Origin of the sequence: Streptomyces boncukensis (assembly GCF_011045075.1) — a bacterium.
GTDB lineage: Bacteria > Actinomycetota > Actinomycetes > Streptomycetales > Streptomycetaceae > Streptomyces > Streptomyces boncukensis.
Genome location: NZ_JAAKZZ010000047.1, coordinates 1 through 25,222, shown reverse-complemented (window position 1 = coordinate 25,222; position 25,222 = coordinate 1). Strand labels below are relative to the sequence as shown.

Sequence of the window (25,222 nt, the reverse complement as noted above, 5' to 3'; positions counted from 1 at the left end):
GCGCCAGAGGTCGGCGAGCGAGTCGTAGGGCTGCCCGGCCTCGATACGGGCCGCGTCGGCCTCGCTGATGCCCTGCACCTCGGAGAGGGCGAGCCGCAGCCCCCACACCCCAGAATCAGACTCCAGTTCGATCCGGTAGGACGAAGCGGACCGGTTCACCTCCAGCGGCAGCACCGGCACCCCGCGCCGCCGCGCGTCCGCCAGCAGCAGCCGCTTCGGGTACATCCCCGGGTCGTGCTCCAGCAGCCCGGCGTAGAACGCCGCCGGGTGGTGCGCCTTCAGCCACGCCGACTGGTACGTCGGCACGGCGAACGCGACCGCGTGCGCCTTGCAGAAGCCGTACGAGCCGAAGGACTCCACGATCTCCCAGGTGGCGGCGATCACGGACGCCGGATAGCCGCGCCGCTCAGCCCCGGCCGCGAACCAGGCGCGCACCCGCGCCCGGCCCTCCTCGCCGCCCAGCGCGCGCCGCGCCTCGTCGGCCCGCCCCCGGTCGCAGCCGGTCATGACCGCCAGGATCCGGATCACCTGCTCGTGGAAGATCGCCACGCCGTAGGTCTCGCGCAGCACCGGCTCCAGGTCCGGGTGCGGGTAGCGGGCGGCGCGCCGCCCGTGCCGGGCCTCGATGAACGGGCGGACCATGTCGCCGCCGACCGGCCCGGGGCGGAACAGGGAGATGTCCACGACCAGGTCGTGGAAGGTCTCCGGCTGCAGCCGGCCCAGCAGGTCCCGCTGGCCCGGCGACTCGATCTGGAAGCAGCCCAGCGTCTCGGAGGAGCGGATCAGCTCGTACGTCAGCGGATCGGCCGCATCGGCCGCATCGGCCGCATCGGCCGGGGCGGCCGGCACCGCGTCCAGGTCGACCCGCTCGCCGCCCGCCCGTTCGATCTCGTCCAGCGCATACGCCATGGCGGACTGCATCCGCACGCCCAGCACATCCAGCTTGAGCAGCCCCAGGTCCTCCACGTCCTCCTTGTCGAACTGGGACATCGCGAAGCCCTCGCCGCTGGTGGGCACGGTCGGCGTACGGGCGCGCAGCGAGGCGTCCGAGAGCAGCACCCCGCACGGGTGCATGGCGACGCCGCGCGGCAGCGCGTCCAGCCCCTCGACCAGGTCCCAGAAACGCGCCCCGTACGCCTCGGCCCGCACCCCCCTCAGCTCCGGCAGCTCGGCCAGCGCGGTGCGCGCGTCCTCCGCCCTGATGTGCGGGAACGCCTTGGCGAGCCGGTCGGTCTCGGCGGGGTCCATGCTGAGCGCGGCGCCCACGTCCCGGATGGCGTGCCGCACCCGGTAGGTCTCGGGCATGGCGACGGTGGCGACCCGCTCCTCGCCGAACCGTTCGAAGATCGCGCGGTACACCTCCAGGCGGCGGGCCGACTCGACGTCGATGTCGATGTCCGGCAGCGCGGCCCGGCGCGGGGAGAGGAACCGCTCCATCAGCAGCCCGTGCGCGACGGGGTCGGCCTGGGCGATGCCCAGCAGATGGGCGACGAAGGACCCGGCCCCCGAGCCGCGCGCCGCGACCCGGATGCCCATCCCCCGCACATCCTCGACGACCCGCGCGACGGTGAGGAAGTACGAGGAGAAGCCCAGCCGTTCGATGATCCCCAGCTCGTGTTCGAGGCGCCGCCAGCGCACCGGGTCCCGCTCGTACCGCCGTACGGCCATCCCGGCGGCGCACCGGGACCGCAGCTCGCGCACGGCGGTCCGGCCGCGGGTGCCGGCCAGCCAGGGCTCGGGGAAGTGCACGCTGCCGATGCCCAGGTCGTCCTCGGGGTCGACCCGGCAGGCCCCCGCCGTCTCCTCGGTGAGGGTGAGCAGCCGGTGTGCGGTGTTCCGCCGGTATCCGGCCGCCTCCGCGGCCGCCTCGGCGATCCGGGCCATCTCCCCGGGCCCCTTCAGCCAGCGCTCGCCGCCGTCCAGCCCGCCGCGCGGGTCGACGGGGACGAGGCGGCGGGCGGCGTCCAGCACGTCCGCGACCGGGCCCATGCCGGGGTCGGCGTAGCGCACGGCGTTCGTCAGGACGGGGCTGACGCCCTCCTGGGCCGCCAGGCCCAGGGCGCGGGCCGCCGTCCGCAGCGGCCCGGAGCCGTCGACGGCGATCCGCAGCTGGTGGCCGAAAATCTCCCGCCAGCCGGACAGCAGCCGCGCCGCGCGGTCGGGCCGCCCCGCGGCGAGGGCGCGGCCGACGTCGGAGCCGGCTCCGAGCAGCGCGGTGACGCCGTCCTCGCGCACGTCCTCCCAGGCCAGCAGGGGCCGCTCGGCCTCGGCGCCGCCCCCCTCGGCGCGGGCGTGCGCGGCGGTCACCATCCGGCACAGCCCGGCCCAGCCCCGGGCTCCCTCCCGGGCGAGGAAGACGGCGCGGGGGGCCGACTCGTCGACAAAGGCACCGCCCCGCACGGGGTTCCGCCTGCGCCGTACGGGGTCGCCCGCCCGCTCGTCCCGCTCCCCCACGGCCAGCTCCACCCCGTACACCGGCCGCACCCCGGCGGCGGCGCTCGCCCTGGCGAACCGCACGGCGCCCGCGAGGGTGTCCCGGTCGGTCAGCGCGACCGCCTCCATCCCGCGCTCGGCGGCCCGCTCGGCCAGCGTCTCGGGGTGCGAGGCGCCGTACCTCAGCGAGAAGCCGGAGGTGACATGGAGGTGCGCGAAACCGGACACCGCTGTGCACCTCCCACCGCATCAGCCCCTGATGTTCTCCGAGCACCACAATAAACCAGCCATCGAACTTCCATTCGAATTGCTCGGCGGCTACAGCGCACGCCGGAAGACGACGCGGTCCAGACCGGGCCCGTCGTAGTCGGGGACGGGCGCGGACGCCGTGAAGCCCATCGCCTCGTGGAAGGCGATCGAACGGGTGTTGACCGGGGAGGTGATGGCCTTGACAGCCGTGCGGCCGCCCTCCCGGGCCCGTGCGAAGAACCGCTCGTACAGCTCACGGGCCAGCCCGGACCTCCGCAGCGCGGGCGCCACCCCGGCGAAGTGGACGTAGGCGTACTCCGGCTCCGAGGGCGAGAGGAAGCCGATGACGAAACCGGCGAGGCGCCCCTCGGCGTCCTCGGCGATCAGGCTGGTGTCGAAGAAGTGGTCGAGAAAGACCCGGGTGAGGTCCCGGGAGGCGGGGCGGCCCCACCACGTGTCGACGACGCCGATGACCGTGTCGTAGTCGGCGGGGCGTGCGGTACGGACGCTGTACGGGTGTTCGACGCTACTCATGGCCGGCACCCTACATATGCGTACCGCCGTCGATCCGCAGCTCGGTGCCGGTGATGAAGGCACCGTCCTCGGAGGCGAGCATCGCTATCGCGCCCGCGACCGTCTCGGGCCCGGCGAAACCCTTCCCGAGGGCCGGGGACAGCTTGGCGAGCAGGTCGGCGTCGAGGTCCTCCGGCAGCCCGGGGGCGCGCGTCATCCCGGAGTCGATGGAGCCCGGCGCGACGCACACCGCGCGCAGCCCCCGCTTGCTGTACTCGGCCGCGAGGGCGTGCGTGAAGGACTGGATGCCGCCCTTGGTCGCGGCGTAGGCGGCCATATAGGGGTGCGCGAAGGCGGCCGAGGTCGAGCTGAAGTTGACCACCACGCCCCGGCCGGTGGCCAGCAGCGCGGGCAGCGCCGCGCGGGTCACCAGGAAGGTGCCGGTGAGGTTGACGCCGATGATCCGGTTCCAGAAGGCCAGGGTCATGGTCTCGGTGTGCGCGGAGTCCAGGATCCCGGCGGCGTTCACCAGGACGTCGAGCCCGCCGAGCCCCTCGACCGCGGCACCGGCGCCGTCCCGTACGGACTCCTCGTCGGCGACGTCCAGCACGGTGGTGGTCAGCCGGTCCGCCGTCCCGGCGCCGGACGCCAGCTCGCGCGTCTCCTCCAGCCCCGGCGCTGAGACATCGGCGGCGGCGACGGCGGCCCCCTCGTCCAGCAGCCGCAGCACGGTGGCCCGGCCGATGCCGGAGCCGCCGCCGGTGACCAGGGCGCGGTACTCCGCGAAGCGATGGGTGAGATCCATGGGAGGGCTCCTGTCCTGCCGGAGAAAAGCGGGCGCCCTCCACCGTACGACCGAATGGCACGATGTGCCATGCTGGCGCACTACGCCGCTCCGCCGGGCGCCCTGACGTATCCTGCCGGTATGTCCGCCGCACCACAGTCCCCCTCCCCCCGGCTCTCCCTCACCGAGCGGCGCAAGGCCGAGACCGAGCGGGAGATCGCCCGCGCCGCCGCCGACCTCTTCTCCGCGCGCGGCGCCGCCGCCGTCACCGCCGAGGGCATCGCGCGCGAGGCGGGCATCTCGCTGCGCACCTTCTACCGCTACTTCCGCACCAAGGAGGAGGCCGTCGCGCCGCTCCTCACCGGCGGAGTGCGGCGCTGGCTGGACGTCCTCGCCGCCGCGCCCGGACAGCTGCCGCTCACCGAGGCGCTGGAGCGGGCGGTCCGGCAGGCGCTGACCCCACAGGACGAGGCGGCGGCCGAGGCGCTGCACCGCACCCGGGGCCTGCTGCGCGCCATCCCCGGCGACCCCGGGCTGCGCACGGTCTGGCACCGCGTCCACGCGACGACGGAGGAGGCGCTGGTCCCGGTGCTGACCGGGCTGGCGCGGCCGGACGCCGACCCGCTGGACATCCGGCTGCTGGCCGCCGCGGCGAACTCCGCGATGCGGATCGCCGTGGAGAGCTGGGCCGCGGACGACGCCGACCGGAACCCGGCGGAGCTCGCCGTCCAGTGCCTCCGGAAACTCACGGCGAACCTGGATGTTCCCCGCGCCCCTTCGGGGCGTACGACGGGCGCGGACGACGGCGCCCCGGCGGGGACGCTGTGACCGAATTGAGTTCCTCCCCACGGCTGAAGCCGGGGGATTCCAACCCGAGGGTTGGCGGTTCCTGCTTCACGGACCGGCCACTGCCGAGGTCTCCACAGGCTGCAACGGACTCCCCGCCCGCCGGTCGCTTGGCTGTCGCGACCGCTACAAGCTATCACGAGGATGGGCTAACCCCACGGCTGAAACCGGGGGTCTGCGCCCAAGAAATCGCGATCAAAGGATTGGCCACCGTGCTCCGCGCGAGGCAGGGTAAGGGCCACAGCACCAGTACCTCTCAGCAAGCGCAGCGTGAACGCACAGAAGGAGCCCCATGAAGATCGGGATCGTCGGAGCCACAGGCCAGGTCGGCGGCGTGATGCGCGAGATTCTCGCCGAGCGCAACGTCCCGGTCGACACCCTGCGGCTGTTCGCCTCGGCCCGTTCCGCCGGGCGGACCCTGCCGTGGCGGGACGGCGAGGTGACCGTGGAGGACGCGGCCACGGCCGACTACGCGGGGCTGGACATCGTCCTGTTCTCGGCCGGCGGCGCGACCTCGAAGGCCATCGCCGAGCAGGTGGCGTCCCAGGGCCCCGTCGTCATCGACAACTCCTCGGCCTGGCGGATGCACCCCCAGGTCCCGCTGGTCGTCTCCGAGGTGAACCCGGACGCGGCCCGGCGCCGCCCGAAGGGCATCATCGCCAACCCGAACTGCACCACCATGGCCGCCATGCCGGTGCTGCGCCCGCTGCACGCCGAGGCGGAGCTGACGGCGCTGGTCGTCGCCACGTACCAGGCGGTCTCGGGCAGCGGCCTGGCCGGTGTCGCGGAGCTGGACGGCCAGCTGCGCAAGGCCGTGGAGGGCGACGCGGCCCGGCTGGCCTTCGACGGCGGCGCGGTCGACTTCCCCGAGCCGGAGAAGTTCAAGCGGCCCATCGCCTTCAACGCGCTGCCGCTCGCGGGCTCGATCGTCGAGGACGGGCTGGCGGAGACGGACGAGGAGCAGAAGCTGCGCAACGAGAGCCGCAAGATCCTGGACATCCCGGATCTCAAGGTCTCCGGCACCTGTGTGCGCGTCCCCGTCTTCACCGGCCACTCCCTCCAGGTGAACGCCCGCTTCGCGCGCCCGCTCAGCCCCGAGCGCGCCCGCGAGCTGCTCGCCGGGGCGCCGGGCGTGGAGCTGTCGGACATCCCCACCCCGCTCCAGGCGGCCGGGAAGGACGCGAGCTATGTCGGCCGCATCCGCGGCGACGAAACGGCGGAGAACGGCCTCGCGCTCTTCCTCTCCAACGACAACCTCCGCAAGGGTGCGGCGCTCAACGCCGTGCAGATCGCGGAGCTGGTGGCGGCCGAGCGGTAGGGGGCGTCCGGCGGATCTTGCTGGGCCCCCCTCCTCTGACGTGCACAGAACCCCCGGACGGTGTCCGGGGGTTCTGTGGTGTGGGGGGTTGCCGCCCTGTGGTCCGTAGGGTCAGCCGCGGCTCAGGGGCGACGGTGCGTCAGCCGCACATCTGCCGGTCCATCACGGGATCGACGCGCCGTAGGCGTCGAGGGCCGGGCCGACCGGCTGGAAGAAGGTCGTGCCGCCGGACGAGCAGTTGCCGCTGCCGCCGGAGGTCAGACCCAGTGCCGTGCTGTCCGCGAAGAGCGCGCCGCCGCTGTCGCCGGGCTCCGCGCAGACGTTGGTCTGGATCGTGTTGCGGACGGTGCCCTCCTGGTAGTCGACGTCGACGCCCAGCGCCTGCACGGTGCCGCCGTGCACCTGGGTGGTGCTGCCGCTGCGCCGCACCTGCTGGCCGACCGACGCCTCGCCGGCGCCGGTGATCTCCTGGGAGCTGCCGTTGTACAGGTTGACCGCGCTCGGGTGGTCGACGTTCGAGGTGTACATCGCCAGGCCGTGGTCGCTGCCCGGGAAGGTGCCGCTCTGGGTCTGGGCGATGGCGGAGCCGCCCTGGGTCTGGGACCAGCTGGAGACGATGTTGGTGCAGTGGCCGGCGGTGAGGAAGCCGGGCTGGCCGTCCACGGTGACGTTGAATCCCAGGGAGCAGCGCGCCGAGGAGCCCCAGATGGCGTCGCCGCCTGCGATCTTGGTGGTGAACTCGCCCTTGACCTGCTTGAGCTCGGCCTTGTCGCCCTGGGCGGCGACCTGCTTCTTGAGCTTCGCCAGCTTCGCGCCCTTGACCGTCTCGTCGGCGGTGACCAGGACCTTGTTGCTCCGGGTGTCCACACCGCGCGCGGTGCCGACGGTCCGCTGCTCGCCCAGCTCCTTCTTGGCGGCCGTGAGCTGCGCCGTCGAGTGCTTGACGAGCCGGGCCGTGGCGCCCGCCGCCTCGACCTTCTCCTTGTCGGCGGCGTCGGTGACGTTCACGACGAGCTGCTTCGCCCCGGCGTCGTAGTACGCGCCGCCGTCGGCCTTGACCTCGCCGGTGACCTTGGCGGCCAGCTGGGAGGCGTCCGCGGCCGAGAGGGTCTTGTCGGAAGAGGTCTCCTGAGCGCTGGCGGCGGTCATGCCGAGCGTCCCCGCGGTGAGGGCGGCGACCGCCGTGCCGGCGATCAGGACGCTGCGCTTGGATATACGTGTACGGTCTCGCAACTCGATACCTCCGGTGGGGGGTTGGGACCGCCCTGCGACAGGCGGTCCCGGAGGAGTACGGACGCGGCTTCCCGGTCCGCGAGAGGTCGCGTCCATGTCAATGCATTCGCTGAGTATCGCGAGAACGACGGTTAACACACAAGGTCCAGATCACGTCAGCCGTGCGGAGGTGCGGATTCCCCTCCCGGACAGCGGACTTCCGCACATCCGTGCACGTCGGCCCGGTATGCGGACACGGGCTGCGACGTCGCAGCACACCCGGGGTGAAGGCGGCACCTGTCCGGTATTCGCCCCTCAGCCATCGGAATCCGGCCGGGAGCCCGGCTCCGGGTCCAGGTCCTCCGCGCCGGTGCGCAGCTCGCCCAGGATCTCCTCGGGAAGCTCCGCCGGCCCGCGGGGCCCGTCCGGCTCCCGCTCCGCGCCCCCGCGCGGCCCCGGAGCCGCGGTCTCGCCCTCGCGCTTGCCCTCCAGGAAGCGGAGCAGCTCGACGGGGAACGGCAGCACCAGCGTGGAGTTCTTCTCCGTGGCGACCGAGGCCACCGTCTGCAGCAGCCGGAGCTGCAGCGCCGAGGGCGTCGAGGACATCTGGTCGGCGGCCTGCGCCAGCTTCTTGGACGCCTCCAGCTCCGCGTCGGCGTTGATGACCCGGGCCCGCCGGTCCCGCTGGGCCTCCGCCTGCCGGGCCATCGAGCGCTTCATCGTCTCCGGCAGCGAGACGTCCTTGATCTCGACCCGGTCCACGGTGACGCCCCAGTCGACGGCCGGGCTGTCGATCATCAGCTCCAGGCCCTGGTTGAGCTTCTCGCGGTTGGAGAGCAGATCGTCCAGCTCGCTCTTGCCGATGATCGAGCGCAGCGAGGTCTGCGCCATCTGGGCCACCGCGAAGCGGTAGTCCTCCACCCGCACGATCGCCTCGGCGGGGTTGACGACGCGGAAGTAGACCACCGCGTCCACCCGCACCGTGACGTTGTCGCGGGTGATGCCCTCCTGGGCGGGCACCGGCAGCGTCACGATCTGCATATTGACCTTCTGCAGCCGCTCGACACCGGGGACGATCATGGTGAAGCCCGGCTGCTTCACGGCGGACCTGAGCCGTCCGAGCCGGAAGACCAGTCCGCGTTCGTACTGCCGGACCACCCGGGCCGCCGCTATCAGGTAGACGGCTCCCACGGACAGTCCCGCGACCACCAGCTCCACGACCATGACGGCCTCCCGCCGACCCACATCCGGCTCCCGGGGAATCCGGGATATTCAGGAGATACAGGTGAGTATTCTCACGGTAGCTCCGTGGGGAGACCCGGGTCGAGCCCTCCGCCCGCGGCGCACGGCGGGGCCGCGTACCGCGGGCGGAGGCGCCCCGTGAGGGACGGTGTGCGGTCAGTAGACGCTGACGTTGTACGCGTTCAGCGCCTCGGTGACCGGCTGGAAGAAGGTCGTGCCGCCGGACGAGCAGTTGCCGCTGCCGCCGGAGGTCAGACCCAGCGCCGTGCTGCCGGAGTAGAGCGGTCCGCCGCTGTCGCCCGGTTCGGCGCAGACGGTGGTGCGGATCATGCCGTAGACGATGTCGCCGCCGCCGTAGTTGACGGTGGCGTTGAGCGCTGTGACCTGGCCGCTGTGGGTGCCGGTGGTGCTGCCGCGCCGGGTGACGCTCTGGCCGACCGACGGGTCCGCGGCCCGGGTGATGTCCTGGTTCCCGACCGTGCCGGGGTGGGACACGGAGGAGTTGCTGTAGCGCACGATCCCGTAGTCGTTGACGGGGAAGCTCGACCCGGAGGTGGGGCCGATGAGGGTCGAGCGCGAGGAGTTGGTGTACCAGCTGCCCGCGCCGTCGGTGCAGTGCCCGGCGGTGAGCATGTAGTACGTGCTCCCGCTGCGCACGTTGAAGCCCGCCGAGCAGCGCCAGCTGGACGCGTAGATCGCGTCGCCGCCCGAGAGGTACTTCTGGAACGTGCCCTGGACCCGTTCGATGTCCAGCGCCGCGGCGTTGCTCCCCGCCGCGTGCTTGATCTTCGCCAGTTCGGCGTTCGAGACGGTGCTGTCGGCAGTGACGACGAGACGGTTGGACTTCTTGTCGACGTGCCAGGCCGTGCCCCCGACGTCGGCGTCGAGGACGGCGTCAGAGGTCGCGCTGAGCTCGTTGGCGGTGAACGTGTGGGGGGAAGGAGTCCCGGCCGAGGCCGTCGCGGGCACCAGCAGTGCCCCGGCCGCAGCCATTCCGGAGGCGACGGCGATCAGCCGTGCGCGTCTTCCGCGTGCCACGCTCCTGGAGGTAGTGCGCTTGATCATCACTTTTCCTCCCGATCAGGGAAATCAAAGCGTGCTCCTGACAAACGCTGCATGGAGTATTTGCAGGGTCCTTGCGGAAGTGCAAGGGCCGCTTTCGGTCAACGATTGGTCATGCCCAGGTCAATCGGACCGGGTCCGGCCGGAAACCGCCCGCCGGCCCCGCGGCGCGGGCGGGCCCGGCTCACCCGTCTGTCCGCCCCGGCCACCCGTACGGACGGAAGGGACAAAGCGGGAAAAACTGGCACACAGTCAGCACCCGTCTTCGGCAAGATCCCTGATCGAGCGCCATATGTTCTGCACCAGTACCGTCACGAATCGCGTGCCGACCGGGTATCCACTTGGCGCATCATCAGCATCATGGACGACGATAGGAGTTGCGGACGCTGACCAGACACAGTGAGACCCGCGCGAAGGAGAGGAGGCGTCCATGGGATCGGTGCGCAAGGCGAGTGCCTGGCTGGGCCTCGTCGACGACAGCGAGATGCGTTACTACGACGACTACGCAGACGGACCGACCGAGGGGCCTGAGCCCGGCGACGCCGCGCGTGAGCCGTGGACCACGGACCCGCGGGTGCAGGTGACGGCGGAGGCCGCGGAGGACCAGGGCACCAGGATCGCGACGGTCACCCCCGACGGCTTCCGGGACGCCCGGGGCATCGGCGAGCTCTTCCGGGACGGAGTGCCGGTGATCGTGAACCTCACGGCGATGGACCCCGCCGACGCCAAGCGCGTCGTCGACTTCGCGGCGGGCCTGACCTTCGGCCTCCGCGGCTCCATCGACCGGGTGGCGACGCGGGTCTTCCTCCTGACGCCGCCCGACTACAAGATCGTCAACGGCGAGGAGCGCCGCGCCGCCGAGGGCGGCTTCTTCAACCAGAGCTGAGCCGGCGGGGAAGGGGCTCCGGCGCCCCCTTCCCCACCGGCCCGGCGCGCGGGGCGGCCCGGACGGCTCAGCCCCGGAACGCGTCCAGCCCGGTCAGGGCCTTGCCCAGGATCAGCTGGTGCATCTCCACGGTGCCCTCGTAGGTGAGCACCGACTCCAGATTCGTCGCGTGCCGCATCACGGGGTACTCGAGCGAGATCCCGTTGGCGCCCAGCACCGTGCGGGCCGTGCGGCAGATCTCGATCGCCTCCCGAACGTTGTTCAGCTTGCCGAAGCTGACCTGCTCGGGCCGGAGCGTGCCCGCGTCCATCCGCACCCCCAGATGGTGCGCCAGCAGGATGCCCTTGTGCAGCTCCACCGCCATGTCCGCGAGCTTGGCCTGGGTGAGCTGGAAGCCGCCGATCGGCTTGCCGAACTGCTCGCGCGAGCCGGCGTAGTCCAGCGCCGTCTCGAAGCAGGTGCGCGCCGCGCCCATCGCGCCCCAGACGATGCCGTACCTGGCGTGGCTCAGACAGCTCAGCGGGCCGCGCAGCCCGGAGACCTCCGGCAGCACCGCGTCGGCGGGCAGCCGCACCTCGTCCAGCACCAGCTCGCTGGTCACCGAGGCGCGCAGCGACCACTTGTGCCGGACCTCGGGGGCCGAGAACCCCGGACGGTCCGCGGGGACGACGAAGCCCCGGATGCCCTCGTCCTCCGTACGGGCCCACACCACGGCGACCCCGGCGACCGAGCCGTTGGTGATCCACATCTTGCGGCCTGTCAGCACCCAGTCGGAGCCGTCGCGCTTGGCGTAGGTGCGCATGGCGGCCGGGTCGGAGCCGTGGTCCGGCTCGGTCAGCCCGAAGCAGCCGATGACCTCGCCGCTCGCCATCCGGGGCAGCCACTGCTGCTTCTGCTCCTCGCTGCCGAACCTGTGGATGGCGTACATCGCCAGCGAGCCCTGCACGGAGACCAGGGAGCGCACGCCCGAGTCGGCCGCCTCCAGCTCCAGGCAGGCCAGCCCGTACTGCACGGCGCCGGCGCCCGCGCAGCCGTAGCCCTTCAGGGACATGCCGAGGGCGCCGATCGAGCCGAGCTCGCGGGCGAGCTCGCGGATGCCGGGGAGCTCGCCGCGCTCGTACCACTCGGCGATGTGCGGGAGCACGCGGTCGGCGGCCCAGGAGCGCAGGGTGTCGCGGACGGCGCGGTCCTCGTCGCTGAGCAGGTCGTCGATCCCCAGGGGGTCGTGCGCGTCGAACGCGGGTCTGCCCCGGTTGGCCTCGCGGGCTCCTCCGGGGCGCCCCGTCCGGCCTGCTTGTCCGGCCGGGGGCACGGGGGCCGCCCCCCGGGAAAACTCAAGTGAGCTCATGGAGGGCGACGCTACGACTCGGTAACGCCCCGGGACAAGGCCCCCCGGCCGCAGCGCCGCCCCTCACTCCATCCGGCGGGGCAGCCGCAGCGCGGCCACCGCGCCCAACAGCAGCAGCACCGCGCTGACCAGCAACGTCATATGCAGCCCATGGACGAAGGCGGACCGCGCCGCCTCCCGCAGGGCCTCCCCCCTGGCGCCCCCGAGCTGCGCCGCGACCTCGTACGCCTCCCCCAGCGAGTGCCCCGCGTCGGCGCCGGCCGCGCCGGGTACGCCCTCGACGTCCCGCACCCCGGGCCCGTACGCGGCGTTCATCACGCTGCCGAGCAGCGCGATCCCGATGCCCGCGCCCAGCTGGTAGGCGGTCTCCCCGACCGCCGCCGCGCCGCCGGCCTGCCCCGGCGGCGCCTCGCTCAGCATCGACTCGTAGCACCCGAAGAGCGTGGTCTCCAGGCCGAAGCCGAGCAGGACGAAGCCGCCGGCGAGCAGCCCCGGGCGGTCCTGCTCGCCCAGTCCGGTCAGACAGAGCACGGCCAGCGCGGTGACCGTGAAGCCGAGCGCGACCATCGTGCGCGGCCCGAGCAGCCGCAGCAGCCGGGAGCCGACGAGCCCCGCCGCGACGGCCGCCAGCGAGAGCGGCAGCAGCCGCAGCCCCGTCTCCAGCGGTGAGAGCCCCAGGACGAGCTGCAGATACTGCGCCGCGATCAGCGCGAGGCCGACCAGCGCGAGCACCGTCAGCACGATGCAGCCGACCGAGGTGCCGAACGCGGCACGGGTGAGGGTGCCGACGTCGATCAGCGGATGCTCGCGCCCGCGCTGCCGCCGTACGAACAGCGTCAGCAGCGCGGCGCCCGCGCCCAGCGGCAGCCAGACGGCGGGCGAGAGCAGCGCGCCGCTGCCCGCGCTCTTGACCCCGAGGATGACGCCGAACAGCCCGGACGCGGCCAGCAGCGCCCCCAGCACATCCCACGGCCCGCGCCCGTCGCTGACGGACTCGGGAAGCAGCCAGCGGCCCACCGGCAGGCTGACGGCCATCAGCGGAAGGTTGACCAGGAAGACCGAGCCCCACCAGAAGTGCTCCAGCAGCAGCCCGCCCACCAGCGGTCCCACCGCGGCGCCGACGGCGGCGACAGCGCTCCAGATGCCGATGGCCAGCGCCCGCTCGCGCCGGTCGGGGAAGACCTGGCGGAGGATGGAGAGCGTCGCGGGCATGATCATCGCGCCGCCGACGCCGAGCAGCGCGCGGGCCGCGATCAGAACGGCCGCGGAGTCCGCGTAGGCGGCCAGCGCGGAGGCGACGGCGAACAGCGCATAGCCGAACAGCAGCACCCGGCGGCGGCCGATCCGGTCGCCGAGCGTGCCGAAGAGGATCAGCAGGGAGGCGCACACCAGTGGGTAGGCGTCGACGATCCAGAGGAGCTGGACGGAGCCGGGCCGCAGGTCCTCGGAGACCGCGGGGACCGCGACGTGCAGCACGGTCGCGTCGACGGCCACCAGCAGCAGGCTGGCGCAGAGCACGACGAGTACGGTCCAGCGGCCGGCGCCGCCCGCGGGGTCCGGGCCCGCGCCGGGAGAGGGGACGGGGGCCGCCTCGCGCTGCCGGGCGGCCGTGGTCGTCCCTGACATCTGTGCACCTCCTTGCTCTCGCCCGCGGGCCGTGGGGAGAAGCCGCCGTGGGGACGGTGCGGCGGCATACGGCCGGTACTGCGGCGGTGCGAGTGGGCGTCAGCGTACGCGAGTGGGCCGGGTGCGCGTGGTGCCCCTGCCCCGGGAGGCTGACGCCAGGGCAGGTGAGGGCCGCCGATAGCCTCTGAACGTGACCGATCTCGCCGACTCCCCCGCCCTCCCCGCAGCCGACAGGCCCGGGTCCGGACCGCTGCGGCGGCTGCGGTGGCTGCGGCGGCTCCGGCGGCTGCGGGCTGCGCTGGGCGCCGCGGCCCCGGCGCTGCTCGCGTACGCGGGGGTGCGGCTGCTGGGGCTGCTGGTGCTGGCGCTGTGGGCCGGGGCGGCGGGGAGGAGCGCCCACCAGCTGCTCTCGGCGCGCTGGGACTCGCTCTGGTACACCCGCGTCGCGGAGGGCTGGTACGGCTACTCCGTCCGGCTCCCGGACGGCGGCGTCCACTCCGATCTGGCGTTCTTCCCGCTGCTCCCGGCGCTGGAGCGGGGGCTCGCCGAGGTGTCCCCGCTCGCCCCGCGCGATGCGGGGCTGCTGGTGAGCGCGCTGTCCTCGCTCGCCGCCGCCTGGGCGCTGTTCCTGATCGGCCGGGCGCTGTACGGGCGCCGGGCCGGGGTGCTGCTCGCGGTGCTGTGGGCGGCGCTGCCGGTCGGCGTCGTGCAGTCGATGGCGTACAGCGAGTCGCTGTTCACCGCGCTGGCCGCCTGGTCCCTGTGGGCGGCGCTGACGCGGCGCTGGGTGTGGGCGGGGGCGCTGGCGGCGTGCGCCGGGCTGACCCGCCCGGTGGGCGCGGCGGTGGTGGCCGCGGTGTGGTGTGCGGCACTGCTGCCGCTGTGGCGGGAGTGGCGGCAGCGCGCGCGGGAGCCCGCGCGGGAGCGCCCCGTACGGCCGGGGGGCCGGATGGCGCTCGGACTGCTGCTCGCTCCGCTGGGCTGGCTCGGCTACGTCGCGTGGGTCGGCGCCCGGCGGGGCAGCGTCACCGGCTATCTGGACGTGCAGGGCGAGTGGGGCAACGGGTTCGACGGCGGCTGGGCCTTCCTCCGCTTCATCGGACGGAACCTCACCGGCTCGGTCGCGGGCGGCCTCGGCCTGATCGCCGGGGTGGCGCTGGTGCTCTGGCTGTACGCGCTGTGCGTACGGCAGCGGCAGCCCCCGGCGCTGCTGGTGTACGCCGGTGCGGTGGTGGTACTCGCGCTGTGTGCCAAGGGCTACTTCGGTTCGAAGCCGCGGCTGCTGCTGCCCGCCTTCCCGCTGCTGCTGCCGGCCGCCGCCGCGCTGGCGCGGGCGCGCACCGCGCGGGCGTGGTGGCTGCTGGGGCTGCTCGCCGCGGCCTCTGCGGTGTACGGCGCGTGGTGGCTGCACGGCTCGGGCCCGCCATAAGGGAAAAGCAGAAAAGAACGCCGGCTGGACAGTGAGTGAAGTTCCCCTCATACAGTTCACTCCAGTACGGCAATACCTGCGGGTGCCGGGAATCGTCCCGTATAAATGTTGGCTAAGTCCGGTCCGGCGGCTAATGGACATCACATCGGCATCACGAAGACGCCGCCATCGTCAGTTGTGCTCTTCACTGCCGGTAATCTGGATTGAGTGCGTACCGACCGAATCTTCTCCAGGCTGGAGCAGGAGCCGCACCGGCCCTCTGCTCCGCCGCCGCGGATGAGCGGCGTCCGGCTCGGTCTGTTGGGCATCACCCTCGTCCTCTACGTCGCGGTCGTGGTGGCGGTGCTGGGCAAGACCTGGCTCGTCCAGCTCGACTGGCAGGTGATGCTCTTCCGCCCCTACAAGCAGTGGCCGGAATTCCACGGCGCGCTGGACGCGTTCGTCGTCATGGGGCAGCGGGCCCCGACGGCGGTGCTGGTCGCCTCCTGGCTGGGCTGGCGCTCCTGGCGGCAGCGGACCCTGCGCCCGCTGCTGGTGCTGGCCGTCGCCCTGCTGCTGCTGAACGTCACGGTCGGCGCCGTCAAGATCGGGCTGGGCCGCCTCGGCCCGCACTACGCCACGTCCGTCGGCTCGGCCGAGCTGTATGCCGGCGGCGATATATTCCCTTCGGGCCACACCGCCAACGCCGTGGTCACCTGGGGCATCCTGGCCTACCTGGCGACGACGCCGCGGGCCCGCCGGGTGCTGTCGGTGGTCGCCGGGGTGCTCACCCTCGGCGTCGGCGCCACCACCGTCTACCTCGGTACGCACTGGGTGAGCGACGTGCTGCTCGGCTGGGCCGCCGGGCTGCTGATCCTGCTGGCCCTGCCGTGGTGCGAGCCCGCCATCGCATGGGCCGAGGCCCTGGCGTTCGCGCTGCGGGGCCGGTTCCGGGCGGCGCTCTCGCCGACGACGGCCTCCCCCGTCCCCCCGTCGGCGCGGCCGGTCGCGGCGCGGCAGCCGCTGGTGCAGCCGTCCGCGACCCGCACCGTGCCCGCGCGGGAGACCTCCGGTTCCGGGGTGCGGAGCACCCTGGGGCCCCGGCGCTGAAGAGGGGCGCTGAAGAGGGGCGGCTCCTGGGCCGCCGGTGGTTCGCGGGGGTCGCCGGGTCGCGGTCAGCCCGGCCAGCAGCGCACGACCTGCCCGTCGGCGACCGCCAGGTTCAGCCGCCCGACGAGGAACTCCATCGTGATGACCGCGTCCGGCTCCAGCCGCCGCACCGTGGTCCAGCCCCGCGCGTACGCCCGCCGCTCGGCCTCCTCGGCGGGGAGCCCGACATAGCGCTCGGGGTCGTCGTCGCGGTCCTGCTCTGATACGGATTCCGGTGCCATGGCAGCAACCGTAGACGCCGGGCCATGCAGCCGGAAGTCCCGTCCGGACGGCTGCCAAGTCACGCTTCTGTCACAACGCGTCACTCGTACGTGCCTTCTCCGTTGCCGTATCCACAGGTCGCCCATATTCCGGATTCCCGGCCCCGGGAAATCGGCGGGCCCGGGAGGCTGGCGAATTAATGGTCCGCGAATTCCGGGCCAAGAATTCCTTAACCGCCGGGCGTCCTCCGGGCGGCTGTGCGGCGCGCGGAGCGGGCACGCGCCCTCTGCCGCGCGTGCGCGACGCCCGCTCCGTACGCCCGCGGCGCACCGCGTCCCCCGGTCCGCTCCCACGGGCCGAAAGCAGTCGCCCGTCCTCCGGCACGCCCCCTCGCATCCGCCCGCGGATGCCCGCATCATGGCGTGAGCCCGAACGCACGCGACGCGAGGGGGCACGATGGCGACGCACACCGCCGAGGTCGCGACCGACGAGGGGGGTGCCGCACCCCGCCCGCACCGTGGCGGCCGGCTGGTCGTGGACTGGCTGACGACCACGGACCACAAGAAGATCGGTCACCTCTACCTCATCACCTCGTTCGTCTTCTTCCTGATCGGCGGCGCGCTGGCGCTGCTGATGCGCGCCGAGCTGGCCCGCCCCGGGCTGCAGCTGATGTCGAACGAGGAGTTCAACCAGGCGTTCACGCTGCACGGCACGATCATGCTGCTGCTCTTCGCGACACCGACGTTCGCGGGCTTCGCCAACGAGATCATGCCGCTGCAGATCGGCTCGCCCGATGTGGCCTTCCCCCGGCTGAACATGCTGTCGTACTGGCTGTTCCTGTTCGGCGGGGTGATCGTGCTGTGCAGCCTGCTGGTGCCGACGGGCCCGGCGTCGTTCGGCTGGTTCGCCTACGCGCCGCTCAACTCGATGGTGCGTTCGCCCGGGGTGGGCGCGGACCTGTGGATCATGGGACTGGCGCTGTCCGGCTTCGGCACCATCCTGGGCGCCGTCAACTTCCTCACCACCATCATCACGATGCGCGCGCCCGGTATGACGATGTTCCGGCTGCCGGTCTTCACCTGGAACACCCTCTTCACCTCGATCCTGGTGCTGATCGCGTTCCCGGTGCTGGCGGCCGCGCTGCTGTGCCTGGAGTCGGACCGGCGGTTCGGGTCCATGATCTTCGCGTCGGAGAACGGGGGCGCGCTGCTGTGGCAGCACCTCTTCTGGTTCTTCGGGCATCCGGAGGTCTACATCATCGCCCTGCCGTTCTTCGGCGTCATCACCGAGATCATCCCGGTGTTCTCCCGGAAGCCGATCTTCGGCTATGTGATGCTGGTCGGCGCCACGATGGCGATCACCGGCCTGTCGGTCGTGGTGTGGGCGCACCATATGTTCGCCACGGGGGCCGTGCTACTGCCGTTCTTCTCGTTCATGTCGTTCCTGATCGCGGTGCCCACCGGGGTGAAGTTCTTCAACTGGATCGGCACGATGTGGCACGGCTCGGTGTCGTTCGAGACGCCGATGCTGTGGTCGCTCGGCTTCCTGGTGAGCTTCCTGTTCGGCGGGCTGACCGGGGTGATCCTGGCCTCGCCGCCGCTGGACTTCCACGTCACGGACACCTACTTCGTGGTGGGCCACTTCCACTACGTCGTCTTCGGCACCGTCGTCTTCGCGACCTTCGCCGGCTTCTACTTCTGGTGGCCGAAGTTCACCGGGAAACTGCTCGACGAGCGGCTGGGGAAGATCCACTTCTGGACGCTGTTCGCGGGCTTCCACCTCACCTTCCTGGTGCACCACTGGCTGGGCGCCGAGGGGATGCCCCGCCGGTACGCGGACTACCTGGCCGCGGACGGGTTCACGGCGCTCAACACCCTCTCCACGATCGGCTCCTTCCTGCTGGGCCTGTCCACGCTGCCGTTCCTCTACAACCTCTGGAAGACCGCGAAGTACGGCGAGAAGACCGGCCTGGACGACCCCTGGGGCTACGGCCGCTCGCTGGAGTGGGCGACCTCCAGCCCGCCGCCGCGGCACAACTTCACCTCCATCCCGCGCATCCGCTCCGAGTCCCCGGCCTTCGACCTGCACCACCCGGAGGTCGCCAGGGCGGAGGAGCAGCGGCGGCGGGAGGTCACGGAGCGCTGAGCGTGCGGGCCAGCCGGTCGCGCAGCGCGGCGGCGGCCGCCCGCAGGTCCTCCGGCTCGCGCACCTCGAAGTCGAACCCGAGCATCAGCACGTAAGCCACCAGCTGCTCCTTCGAGTGGCCGCCGAGGCGCAGCAGGCAGCGCTCCCCGTCCGCGGGCTCCAGGGTGCCGGTGGACAGCGAGATCCGCTCGGCGGCCCGCTCCATCGGCGCGTGCAGCAGCACCGTGGCCCGCGCGGGGTAGGCGCGGGTGGAGACGCCCTCGGACACCCAGGCGGCCAGGTCCTCGGCGGGCGGGGTGCGCGGGGTGAAGCGCGGGCCGTGCGGCGGGGTGAGCGCGATCCGGTCGGCGCGGTACGTACGCCAGTCGGCGCGCTCCAGGTCCCAGCCGACCAGGTACCAGCGGTGGTGGGTGGTCACCAGCCGGTGCGGCTCGACCCGGCGCCGGGTGGAGGTGCCGTCGTGTGTGCGGTAGGCGAAGCGGAGCTGCTCGTGGTCGCGGCAGGCGTGCGCGAGCTCGGCGAGCAGCCCGCCCTCGACGGCGGGCCCGGTGTGCTCGCGCAGCATGGGCACGGTGTACTCGGTCAGAGCGCTGACCCGGCGCCGCAGCCGGTTCGGAAGGACCTGCTCCAGTTTGGCCAGTGCGTGTGCCGAGGACTCCTGGATGCCCTCGATGCCGCCGTGCGCCGAGGCGCGCAGCCCCACGGCGACGGCGACCGCCTCCTCGTCGTCCAGCAGCAGCGGCGGCAGCTCGGCCCCCGCGCCGAGCTGGTAGCCGCCCGCCGTCCCGCTGCTGGAGTGCACGGGGTAGCCCAGCTCGCGCAGCCGGTCGACGTCCCTGCGCACGGTGCGCGGGCTGACGCCGAGCCGTTCGGCCAGATCGCCGCCCGACCACTCGCGGTGGGCCTGCAGCAGGGAGAGCAGGCGGAGCAGTCGTGCCGAGGTCTCCAACATGCGCCCGAGTCTTCCACCCCTCGCGGACAGCTCATGTCCGCGAGGGCCGTCAGTCCTGGGCGTCCACCCGGACGGCGAGGTCGTTGCTGAGGGTGTAGTACGGCGTCACCGTCACATCCGGGCCGTCCCCGGAGGCGGGCCGGACCCGCTCCGCCGGATAGGTGAAGATCCGCTTCTTGTCCGCGATGTCGTCGAGAATCCGGGCGACCCGCACCGGCTCGGCGCTCCCGCCCGGCCGCAGCCACAGGTCCCACACCGGGTGCGCGGCCAGCGGCGGATAGGGCAGCTCCGCGGTGAACCCGGTGCCCTCGGCCACCGCCTCGACCACCACGGGCGGGCCGTCCGGGTGCCGCCGGGCCCACGCCTCCAGCCGGGCCCCCGGCGCCACCCCGGCACCGTACAGCCGTCCGCGCAGCACCAGTCCGCCGTCCACCACGCGCAGCTCCCCGGCCTCGGCGTGCGGCCAGCGCTGCCAGGAGCGGACGCTGAGGTTCCCGTTCTTGGTGGCGTACGGGATGTACACGCCCAGCCAGGTGCGGTCGGCGTGCGGCACGCGGTCCATCAGCGAGCGCAGGTCGTTGACGCCGGGCAGCAGCCGGCGCGGCGGGGCGCCGTCGAGGGCGAGGAAGACGTTCCAGCGGCCCTCCGCGAGCCGCACCGTGCTGGGCAGCGCGGCGCGCAGCGTGCCGGGATCCCCGGCGACGGGCGCGAGCGGCAGCCGCACGGTCTCGGGGCCGTCGGGGTCCCCGGAGCGGCTGCGCAGCAGCAGCCCGGCGCCGTGGTCCGGCGAGGCGGCCGCCGACGGCAGGGGCGCGGGCAGGCGTACGTCGAAGGTGATGCCGCCCGCGCTGTCGGCCGCGCAGTCGGCGCGCGGGCCGCGCTCCGGCTGCGGGCCGCGCCGGGCCGCGGGGGCCTGCGGAGGGGTCGCGGTGTCCGTGCCGGTGCTCATGCGCGCCCCTCCTGTGCCCTGAGGCCGTTGCCCCACAGGGCGTCCTTGACCGTGTACGCGCTTCCGAGGAACGAGCCACGGGTCCGGTGCAGCCCGCGGCTGCCCCTGGCCAGCAGGTCGCGCATCAGCGACTCGTAGCGCGACCCCACCCGGGCGGGGTCGAAGCGCTCGGAGTCCTCCAGCGCGGCCCGGCCCATCCGCCGGCGCAGCCCGTCGTCGTTGATGAGCCCGAGCAGCGCGCCGGCGACGGCGTCCTCGTCCCCCATCGGCACCAGGGCGCCGTCGACGCCGGGCCGGATGATCTCGCCGGGGCCGTGCGGGCAGTCGGTGGCCACCACGGGCAGCCCGCAGCGCATGGCTTCCACGATGGTCATGCCGAACGACTCCAGGCTGGAGGTCACCGCGCCGATGGAGCCCTTGGCCCACTCGGGCTCCAGGGGGTGCGCGGGGCCCATGAGGAAGACGTGGTTGTACATGCCGAGCTCGTCGATGAGGGCGCGCAGCCGGTCGTGCTCCCGGCCGCCGCCGTAGATCCGCAGCTTCCAGTCCGGGCGCTGCTCGGTGACCTTGGCGAATGCCCGTATCAGCAGGTCGTACCGCTTGGCGGGGGCCAGCCTGCCGGCCGCGACGACCCATTTGCTGGTGCCGTCCGCCGGGGTGACCTCGGGGCGCGGGACGCTGTTGGGCAGGGACTCGACACGGACGCCGGGCAGCCGCAGCTTGCGGCGGTAGTCGGCGGCGTCGGCCTCGGTGACGGTCGTGAGCGCGTCGAGCCGCGGGTAGGCCGAGCGCAGCACCAGCTTGAGCCGGCGCGAGTGGGTCTTGAGCGTGAGGTGCTCCTGGCCGAGGCGCACCGGGCCGCGCCGGGTCTGCCGGGCGACATGGACGTTGAGCCCGGGGCGGGTGCCGACGACCACGTCGGCGCCGGTGGTCGCCAGGTGCTCGCCGATCAGCCGGTCGGTGAGCGCGCTGTACATGGGGTACTTGCCGTCCTCGGGCGGGAAGACCTCCGCGGCCCTGGAGTGCTCCGGGCCGAGCGCGGGCCCGGAGCCCTCCCGGGTGTCCACGAGGGAGCGCAGCCGCACGTCCGGCCCGGGGTCGAAGACGGGCCGCTCGCGGGTGCGGAACACCGAGACGACCTCGACGTCGTGCTGTTCGGCGAGGCTGCGCGCCAGGTTGTACGTGGTGCGCACCGTTCCCCCGATGGCGTACCCGTTGTGGATCAAGAACGAGATATGCATATTTCCCGAATCCCACGAACTCCTCGCGGACATCCCCCTCTGTCCGCCTGTCACATGAGTAGACCGGCCGAACCCGGACAGGGTTGGACTCCGCGTCCACCTTGTTTCACAGGTGTTTCGAAGCGTTGGCGTTTTGTGATCTCAGATGGGGAACTCTGCTGCGCATACGATCGTTCGGGTTCACTTCTGCCCGTCTCAGGGACGGTAGCCGAGCTGCGGGACCGTGAAGCAGTTCTTGTCCATGTCCCCGCCCTGGTTCACCCAGCCCTTCCCGTCCCGCCACCGGGCCACGGACAGACAGGTCCTCCGCTCTTTCGGCGGTTTCGCCCGCTTTTCAAAGGATACGGGCAGCAGCAGCCCGCGCGCACGGTAGGGCTCCTCCCGGCGCAGGAAGCGCTCCACACAGCCGCGCGTCAGCTTCGCGCCGCAGGACTTCGCCGCGTCGCCGAACCACATCGCGGCGGCCCAGCCCTCCAGCTGCCACTGCGACAGCCGCTCGCGGCCGGCCTCGGTGCGCTTCATCGCCGTGCGGAAGGCGCGCACCTGCGGGTGGCCGGTGTCCTGGTAGTTGCGGCTGCTCCCGGTGGCCCACAGCGCGTTGCGGCAGCGCGGTGACTTCCGGTACTCGCCGGGGACGTCGGAGGACCAGTTCTGCACATTGGTGACCTTGGCCGTCAGCTCCACCCCGGCGTCGTCGATCGCCTCGCACAGCTGGGCGTTGCCGTGCGTGTCCATCGAGTCAAACACCAGGTCGACGTCCTGGGCGCGCAGGTCGGCTGCGACGGCGCGGAAGTTGGGCAGCGCGAAGTCGACCTGCTCGCTGACGACGTCGTAGCCCTCGCGCTTCAGGCCGCGCGTCACCAGGCGCGCATACGCCGCCGACGCCGACTGGTTGTAGGAGACGACGGCCGCCTTGCGGGCGCCGTGCTCGCGCTTGAAGTAGCGGTAGACCTCGGTGCCGCCGTAGAGCTTGCCGTCCCAGCCGGGCTTGTCCCCGTTACGGGGCGCGAGGCTCCCGTAGATCCCGTACAGATGCGGATAGGTGTCGTAGGCGGGCCCGATCGGCTGCCCGCCGATGTCCGGGAGCCCGGCCCTGGCGACCTGCGGCGCGCCCGCGTAGTCCAGCGAGGCCCCGGCGACCAGTGCGAACACCTTCTCCTTGCGGAGCATGCGCTGTACGCACTCGTTGTTGCCGACGCCGCTGCCGCCGTCGTCGCAGGTCACGACCTCCACCTTGCGGCCGTTCAGCCCGCCGTGGGCGTTCAGCCGGTCGAAGTAGGCGCGGGCCCCGTCCCGCGGACCGGTGAAGGCGGAGCCGCCCACCGGGCTGGTCGCGCTGGAGATGATGCCGACCTTCACCGGCTCGGCCGGGGCCCCGGTGCGCCCGGCGCCCCCGCCCCGCCGCTCGAAGTCGCGCTCCGGCAGCCGGCTGCCGCACCCGGCGGCCGACAGCGCCGCCAGGACGAGCGCCAGGCACAGCGCGCGGCGTACGCCCCTGGGCACGGACACGGCCTAGCAGCCCGGCGCCTTGGGGACCTCGGTACCGCTCATCTTGACCAGGGCGCACAGCGTCCTGACCGACACCTTCCAGGTGTCGCCCTGCTCGACCGCCGCGCCCTTGGCGTTGGGCAGCGCGGTGGCCGACTTCAGCAGCAGGGCGTAGTCGACGTCGGCGGCGGTGTCGGAGGTGAAGGTCACCTTCGTGACCTCGGCCTGGACCTGGCGGCCGCGCTCGTCCTCGTTGAACGCCTCCAGCAGCAGTTTGAGCTGCTCGCCGTTCTCCAGGTACTTGGCCTTGTCGTCGTTGGGGACCTTGGGGTCGAAGAACCGCTCCCAGTTCCTTCTGACCTCCTTCTCCGCCCGGGCCCGGTCCTGGGGCGCCGCGTCGCCGCCGTCGCCGCCGTCGCCACTGCCGTCATCGCCGCCGTCTCCGGGGGACTCGTCGCTGGTGGCCGGCGGCGGCTTCGGCTCCGTTGCCCGGTCCTCGCTGTCGTCTCCGCACCCCGCAGCGCCGGCCCCCAGGACCAGCAGCGCCGCGAGTGCGGCGGCGCTTCCCCCTCGACCCATCGTCCTCACCACCACTGTGAGTTGGTCTTCCAGAAGATGCTCTTCTGCCGTTGGCTTCCTCACGGCATAGTGCCTCTCATCGCGTAGCGGCGACAGGGCCTGCCAGCGACCTACCAGCTCTGGGGGAGGAATGCTGCGATCTTCCGGCCAGCGGCCCAGCGCGGACGCGCTGCTCGCGCGCTGGGGCGGCTGGGGCGCGGTGGCGGCGGGGGCCGTGCTCTGCGCGATCGGCTGGTACGGCGTCTCGGGCGAGCGGTACGCCGAGCGCCAGATCCCGTACCTGGCCTCGTGCACCGTTCCCGGCGCCGCGCTGATCGTCGCCGGTGCGGTGCTGCTGAGCGCTCTCGGCGCGGCCCGGCGCGGCGGAGCGGAGAACTCGGCTGAGGGAGCGCACGCGGGGCGCCCGGCGGCGGACACGGACGCGGACGCGCGGGACCGCCGTACGGGCAGCACGGACAGCAGAGACAGCATGGGCAGCACGGACAGCACGCTGGTGGCCGTCCCCGAGGGCACCCTGGCGCATCGCGCCGACTGCCCGCTCGTCGACGGCAAGCCCCAGGCGGCGCCGGTGGACGGGCCGGTGCTGCGCGAGCGGGGCCTGCGCCCCTGCCCGATCTGCGAGCCGGAGCTCCCGGACGTCCCGGAGGTTCCGGAGCACCCCGGGTGAGCTCGCTCACCTACGACCTCACGCTGGCCGGGCTCGCCGTCGGCAGCGCGGCGGCGCTCACCGGCATCGGCCTGATCGTGACATACCGCGCGACCGGCGTCCTCAACCTCGCACACGGCGCCCTCGCCATGATCTGCGCCTATCTGCTGCGCCAGCTGGTCACCGAGTGGGGCTGGCCGCTTCCGCTGGCAGCGCTGTGCGTCCTGCTCGGCTTCGCGCCCGCGCTCGGACTGCTGCTGGACCGGGCCGTGTTCCGGCCGCTGGAGGGCGCTGCGGTGCCCGCGCTGGTGGCGTCGCTGGGCATCTTCGTGCTGCTCGTCGGCGCCGCTCAGCTGCTGTGGGGTCCGGGCGCCCGCGCCGATGTGCCCGAACTGCTGCCCGAGGACCCCTGGATCCAGCTCGGCACCGCCGTGGCCCTCGCGCTCGCCGTCGCCGCGCTCACCCGCTGGACCCGCTTCGGCCGCGAGCTGCGCGCCGTCGTCGACAACCGGCGCCTCGCCGGGCTGTCGGGCATCAATGCCGGGCGGGTCTCCGCCGCCGGATGGGCGTTCGGCACCGTGACGGCCGGGCTGACGGGCGTCCTGCTGGCGCCGCACCTGCGGCTGGACCCGTACGGGCTGCCGCTGCTGGTGATGGAGGTGATGGCGGTCGCCGTCGCGGCCCGGATGCGCAGCCTGCCGCTGGCGGTGGGCGCGGCGCTGGCCATCGCCGTCACCCAGGCGCAGCTGGCGCGGTTCCATCCGGAGGGCTGGGCGCAGCCCATGCTGCAGGCCGTCGGCTCCAATCTGTTCGCGGTGGCGCTGCTGATCGCCGCGCTGGCGCTGCCCGCCGTGCACGCGTCCGCTGACGGCCCGGCGAACGGGTGGGAGCCGCCGGCCCCGCCCCCGCGGCACGCCCGCGCGC

22 protein-coding genes are annotated in these 25,222 nt (G+C 72.9%); 8 read left to right on the top strand and 14 right to left on the bottom strand.

Annotated elements, in window-relative coordinates; genetic code table 11:
* The 3 genes from dnaE to G5C65_RS07455 all read right to left on the bottom strand — a co-directional run.
* A partial coding sequence (gene dnaE, locus G5C65_RS07465; protein WP_165297843.1) for a DNA polymerase III subunit alpha occupies window positions 1-2,661 on the bottom strand: 2,661 nt, incomplete at its 3' end.
* Between the two features lie 90 nt (window positions 2,662-2,751).
* Window positions 2,752-3,216: a GNAT family N-acetyltransferase gene (locus tag G5C65_RS07460; protein ID WP_165297842.1), complete on the bottom strand. Its 465-nt coding sequence runs from the start codon at window positions 3,214-3,216 to the stop codon at window positions 2,752-2,754.
* Window positions 3,217-3,226: 10 nt separating this feature from the next.
* Window positions 3,227-4,000, bottom strand: a complete 774-nt coding sequence (locus G5C65_RS07455) for an SDR family NAD(P)-dependent oxidoreductase (protein WP_165297841.1) — start codon at window positions 3,998-4,000, stop codon at window positions 3,227-3,229.
* A gap of 120 nt (window positions 4,001-4,120) precedes the next feature.
* Between G5C65_RS07455 and G5C65_RS07450 the strand changes: the two genes are divergently transcribed.
* The gene (locus G5C65_RS07450; RefSeq protein ID WP_165297840.1) at window positions 4,121-4,807 is read left to right on the top strand and encodes a TetR family transcriptional regulator; all 687 of its coding nucleotides are present in this window, start codon (window positions 4,121-4,123) and stop codon (window positions 4,805-4,807) included.
* Between the two features lie 310 nt (window positions 4,808-5,117).
* On the top strand, window positions 5,118-6,143 hold the full coding sequence (locus tag G5C65_RS07445; protein WP_165297839.1) for an aspartate-semialdehyde dehydrogenase: 1,026 nt from the start codon (window positions 5,118-5,120) through the stop codon (window positions 6,141-6,143).
* A gap of 162 nt (window positions 6,144-6,305) precedes the next feature.
* Here G5C65_RS07445 and G5C65_RS07440 read toward each other — a convergent pair whose 3' ends face one another.
* From G5C65_RS07440 to G5C65_RS07430, 3 genes are all read right to left on the bottom strand, one after another.
* Window positions 6,306-7,376, bottom strand: a complete 1,071-nt coding sequence (locus tag G5C65_RS07440; RefSeq protein ID WP_420903288.1) for a S1 family peptidase — start codon at window positions 7,374-7,376, stop codon at window positions 6,306-6,308.
* Between the two features lie 294 nt (window positions 7,377-7,670).
* On the bottom strand, window positions 7,671-8,579 hold the full coding sequence (locus tag G5C65_RS07435; protein WP_165297846.1) for a slipin family protein: 909 nt from the start codon (window positions 8,577-8,579) through the stop codon (window positions 7,671-7,673).
* Window positions 8,580-8,753: 174 nt separating this feature from the next.
* Entirely contained in the window at window positions 8,754-9,665 is a 912-nt protein-coding gene (locus tag G5C65_RS07430; RefSeq protein ID WP_165297837.1) for a trypsin-like serine protease, read from the bottom strand.
* Between the two features lie 424 nt (window positions 9,666-10,089).
* Here G5C65_RS07430 and G5C65_RS07425 point away from each other — a divergent pair, with 424 nt between their 5' ends.
* The gene (locus G5C65_RS07425; protein WP_165297836.1) at window positions 10,090-10,545 is read left to right on the top strand and encodes a cell division protein SepF; all 456 of its coding nucleotides are present in this window, start codon (window positions 10,090-10,092) and stop codon (window positions 10,543-10,545) included.
* A gap of 67 nt (window positions 10,546-10,612) precedes the next feature.
* On the opposite strand, the gene G5C65_RS07420 is transcribed toward G5C65_RS07425, so the two are convergent.
* Both G5C65_RS07420 and G5C65_RS07415 read right to left on the bottom strand, forming a co-directional pair.
* Window positions 10,613-11,893: an acyl-CoA dehydrogenase family protein gene (locus tag G5C65_RS07420; protein WP_241265617.1), complete on the bottom strand. Its 1,281-nt coding sequence runs from the start codon at window positions 11,891-11,893 to the stop codon at window positions 10,613-10,615.
* Window positions 11,894-11,956: 63 nt separating this feature from the next.
* The gene (locus G5C65_RS07415) at window positions 11,957-13,519 is read right to left on the bottom strand and encodes an MFS transporter (protein ID WP_165297835.1); all 1,563 of its coding nucleotides are present in this window, start codon (window positions 13,517-13,519) and stop codon (window positions 11,957-11,959) included.
* Window positions 13,520-13,709: 190 nt separating this feature from the next.
* Here G5C65_RS07415 and G5C65_RS07410 point away from each other — a divergent pair, with 190 nt between their 5' ends.
* Together G5C65_RS07410 and G5C65_RS07405 are read left to right on the top strand one after the other, a co-directional pair.
* Window positions 13,710-14,948: a glycosyltransferase family 39 protein gene (locus G5C65_RS07410; protein WP_165297834.1), complete on the top strand. Its 1,239-nt coding sequence runs from the start codon at window positions 13,710-13,712 to the stop codon at window positions 14,946-14,948.
* Between the two features lie 207 nt (window positions 14,949-15,155).
* Window positions 15,156-16,037 (top strand): phosphatase PAP2 family protein, encoded by an 882-nt coding sequence (locus G5C65_RS07405; protein WP_165297833.1) that lies wholly within the window; start codon window positions 15,156-15,158, stop codon window positions 16,035-16,037.
* Between the two features lie 65 nt (window positions 16,038-16,102).
* Here the strand turns inward: G5C65_RS07405 and G5C65_RS07400 are convergent, their stop codons facing one another.
* Complete coding sequence (locus G5C65_RS07400; RefSeq protein WP_165297832.1) at window positions 16,103-16,318, bottom strand: hypothetical protein; 216 nt, start codon at window positions 16,316-16,318, stop codon at window positions 16,103-16,105.
* Window positions 16,319-16,754: 436 nt separating this feature from the next.
* On the opposite strand from G5C65_RS07400, the gene ctaD reads away from it, so the two are divergent.
* Entirely contained in the window at window positions 16,755-18,443 is a 1,689-nt protein-coding gene (ctaD, locus tag G5C65_RS07395) for an aa3-type cytochrome oxidase subunit I (protein ID WP_165297831.1), read from the top strand.
* On the opposite strand, the gene G5C65_RS07390 is transcribed toward ctaD, so the two are convergent.
* The 5 genes from G5C65_RS07390 to G5C65_RS07370 form a co-directional block, all read right to left on the bottom strand.
* The gene (locus G5C65_RS07390) at window positions 18,430-19,395 is read right to left on the bottom strand and encodes a helix-turn-helix transcriptional regulator (protein ID WP_165297830.1); all 966 of its coding nucleotides are present in this window, start codon (window positions 19,393-19,395) and stop codon (window positions 18,430-18,432) included. The two genes, ctaD and G5C65_RS07390, sit on opposite strands and share 14 nt — an antisense overlap.
* Before the next feature lie 49 nt (window positions 19,396-19,444).
* Window positions 19,445-20,344 carry a hypothetical protein gene (locus G5C65_RS07385; protein WP_206441338.1) on the bottom strand — a complete coding sequence of 300 codons (900 nt, stop codon included), beginning with the start codon at window positions 20,342-20,344 and terminating at the stop codon, window positions 19,445-19,447.
* The gene (locus tag G5C65_RS07380; RefSeq protein ID WP_165297829.1) at window positions 20,341-21,585 is read right to left on the bottom strand and encodes a glycosyltransferase family 4 protein; all 1,245 of its coding nucleotides are present in this window, start codon (window positions 21,583-21,585) and stop codon (window positions 20,341-20,343) included. Before G5C65_RS07380 ends, G5C65_RS07385 begins: the two co-directional genes overlap by 4 nt.
* A gap of 195 nt (window positions 21,586-21,780) precedes the next feature.
* Window positions 21,781-23,088 (bottom strand): ABC transporter substrate-binding protein, encoded by a 1,308-nt coding sequence (locus tag G5C65_RS07375; RefSeq protein WP_338146268.1) that lies wholly within the window; start codon window positions 23,086-23,088, stop codon window positions 21,781-21,783.
* Between the two features lie 9 nt (window positions 23,089-23,097).
* Window positions 23,098-23,652, bottom strand: coding sequence for an MTB12 C-terminal domain-containing protein (locus G5C65_RS07370; RefSeq protein WP_165297827.1), 555 nt, complete (start codon window positions 23,650-23,652; stop codon window positions 23,098-23,100).
* A gap of 130 nt (window positions 23,653-23,782) precedes the next feature.
* On the opposite strand from G5C65_RS07370, the gene G5C65_RS07365 reads away from it, so the two are divergent.
* The gene (locus G5C65_RS07365) at window positions 23,783-24,319 is read left to right on the top strand and encodes a hypothetical protein (RefSeq protein WP_165297826.1); all 537 of its coding nucleotides are present in this window, start codon (window positions 23,783-23,785) and stop codon (window positions 24,317-24,319) included.
* The coding region (locus tag G5C65_RS07360; protein WP_165297825.1) for an ABC transporter permease subunit at window positions 24,316-25,222 on the top strand (907 nt) is incomplete at its 3' end. The genes G5C65_RS07365 and G5C65_RS07360, both read left to right, overlap by 4 nt.

Coding starts and splice junctions, on each gene's coding strand:
- G5C65_RS07370 (WP_165297827.1), bottom strand. CDS start 23,652: ATGGGTCGAGGGGGAAGCGCCGCCGCACTCGCGGCGCTGCTGGTCCTG.
- G5C65_RS07365 (WP_165297826.1), top strand. CDS start 23,783: ATGCTGCGATCTTCCGGCCAGCGGCCCAGCGCGGACGCGCTGCTCGCG.
- G5C65_RS07420 (WP_241265617.1), bottom strand. CDS start 11,893: ATGAGCTCACTTGAGTTTTCCCGGGGGGCGGCCCCCGTGCCCCCGGCC.
- G5C65_RS07460 (WP_165297842.1), bottom strand. CDS start 3,216: ATGAGTAGCGTCGAACACCCGTACAGCGTCCGTACCGCACGCCCCGCC.
- G5C65_RS07380 (WP_165297829.1), bottom strand. CDS start 21,585: ATGCATATCTCGTTCTTGATCCACAACGGGTACGCCATCGGGGGAACG.
- G5C65_RS07425 (WP_165297836.1), top strand. CDS start 10,090: ATGGGATCGGTGCGCAAGGCGAGTGCCTGGCTGGGCCTCGTCGACGAC.
- G5C65_RS07415 (WP_165297835.1), bottom strand. CDS start 13,519: ATGTCAGGGACGACCACGGCCGCCCGGCAGCGCGAGGCGGCCCCCGTC.
- G5C65_RS07455 (WP_165297841.1), bottom strand. CDS start 4,000: ATGGATCTCACCCATCGCTTCGCGGAGTACCGCGCCCTGGTCACCGGC.
- G5C65_RS07435 (WP_165297846.1), bottom strand. CDS start 8,579: ATGGTCGTGGAGCTGGTGGTCGCGGGACTGTCCGTGGGAGCCGTCTAC.
- G5C65_RS07390 (WP_165297830.1), bottom strand. CDS start 19,395: ATGTTGGAGACCTCGGCACGACTGCTCCGCCTGCTCTCCCTGCTGCAG.
- G5C65_RS07385 (WP_206441338.1), bottom strand. CDS start 20,344: ATGAGCACCGGCACGGACACCGCGACCCCTCCGCAGGCCCCCGCGGCC.
- G5C65_RS07450 (WP_165297840.1), top strand. CDS start 4,121: ATGTCCGCCGCACCACAGTCCCCCTCCCCCCGGCTCTCCCTCACCGAG.
- G5C65_RS07445 (WP_165297839.1), top strand. CDS start 5,118: ATGAAGATCGGGATCGTCGGAGCCACAGGCCAGGTCGGCGGCGTGATG.
- ctaD (WP_165297831.1), top strand. CDS start 16,755: ATGGCGACGCACACCGCCGAGGTCGCGACCGACGAGGGGGGTGCCGCA.
- G5C65_RS07400 (WP_165297832.1), bottom strand. CDS start 16,318: ATGGCACCGGAATCCGTATCAGAGCAGGACCGCGACGACGACCCCGAG.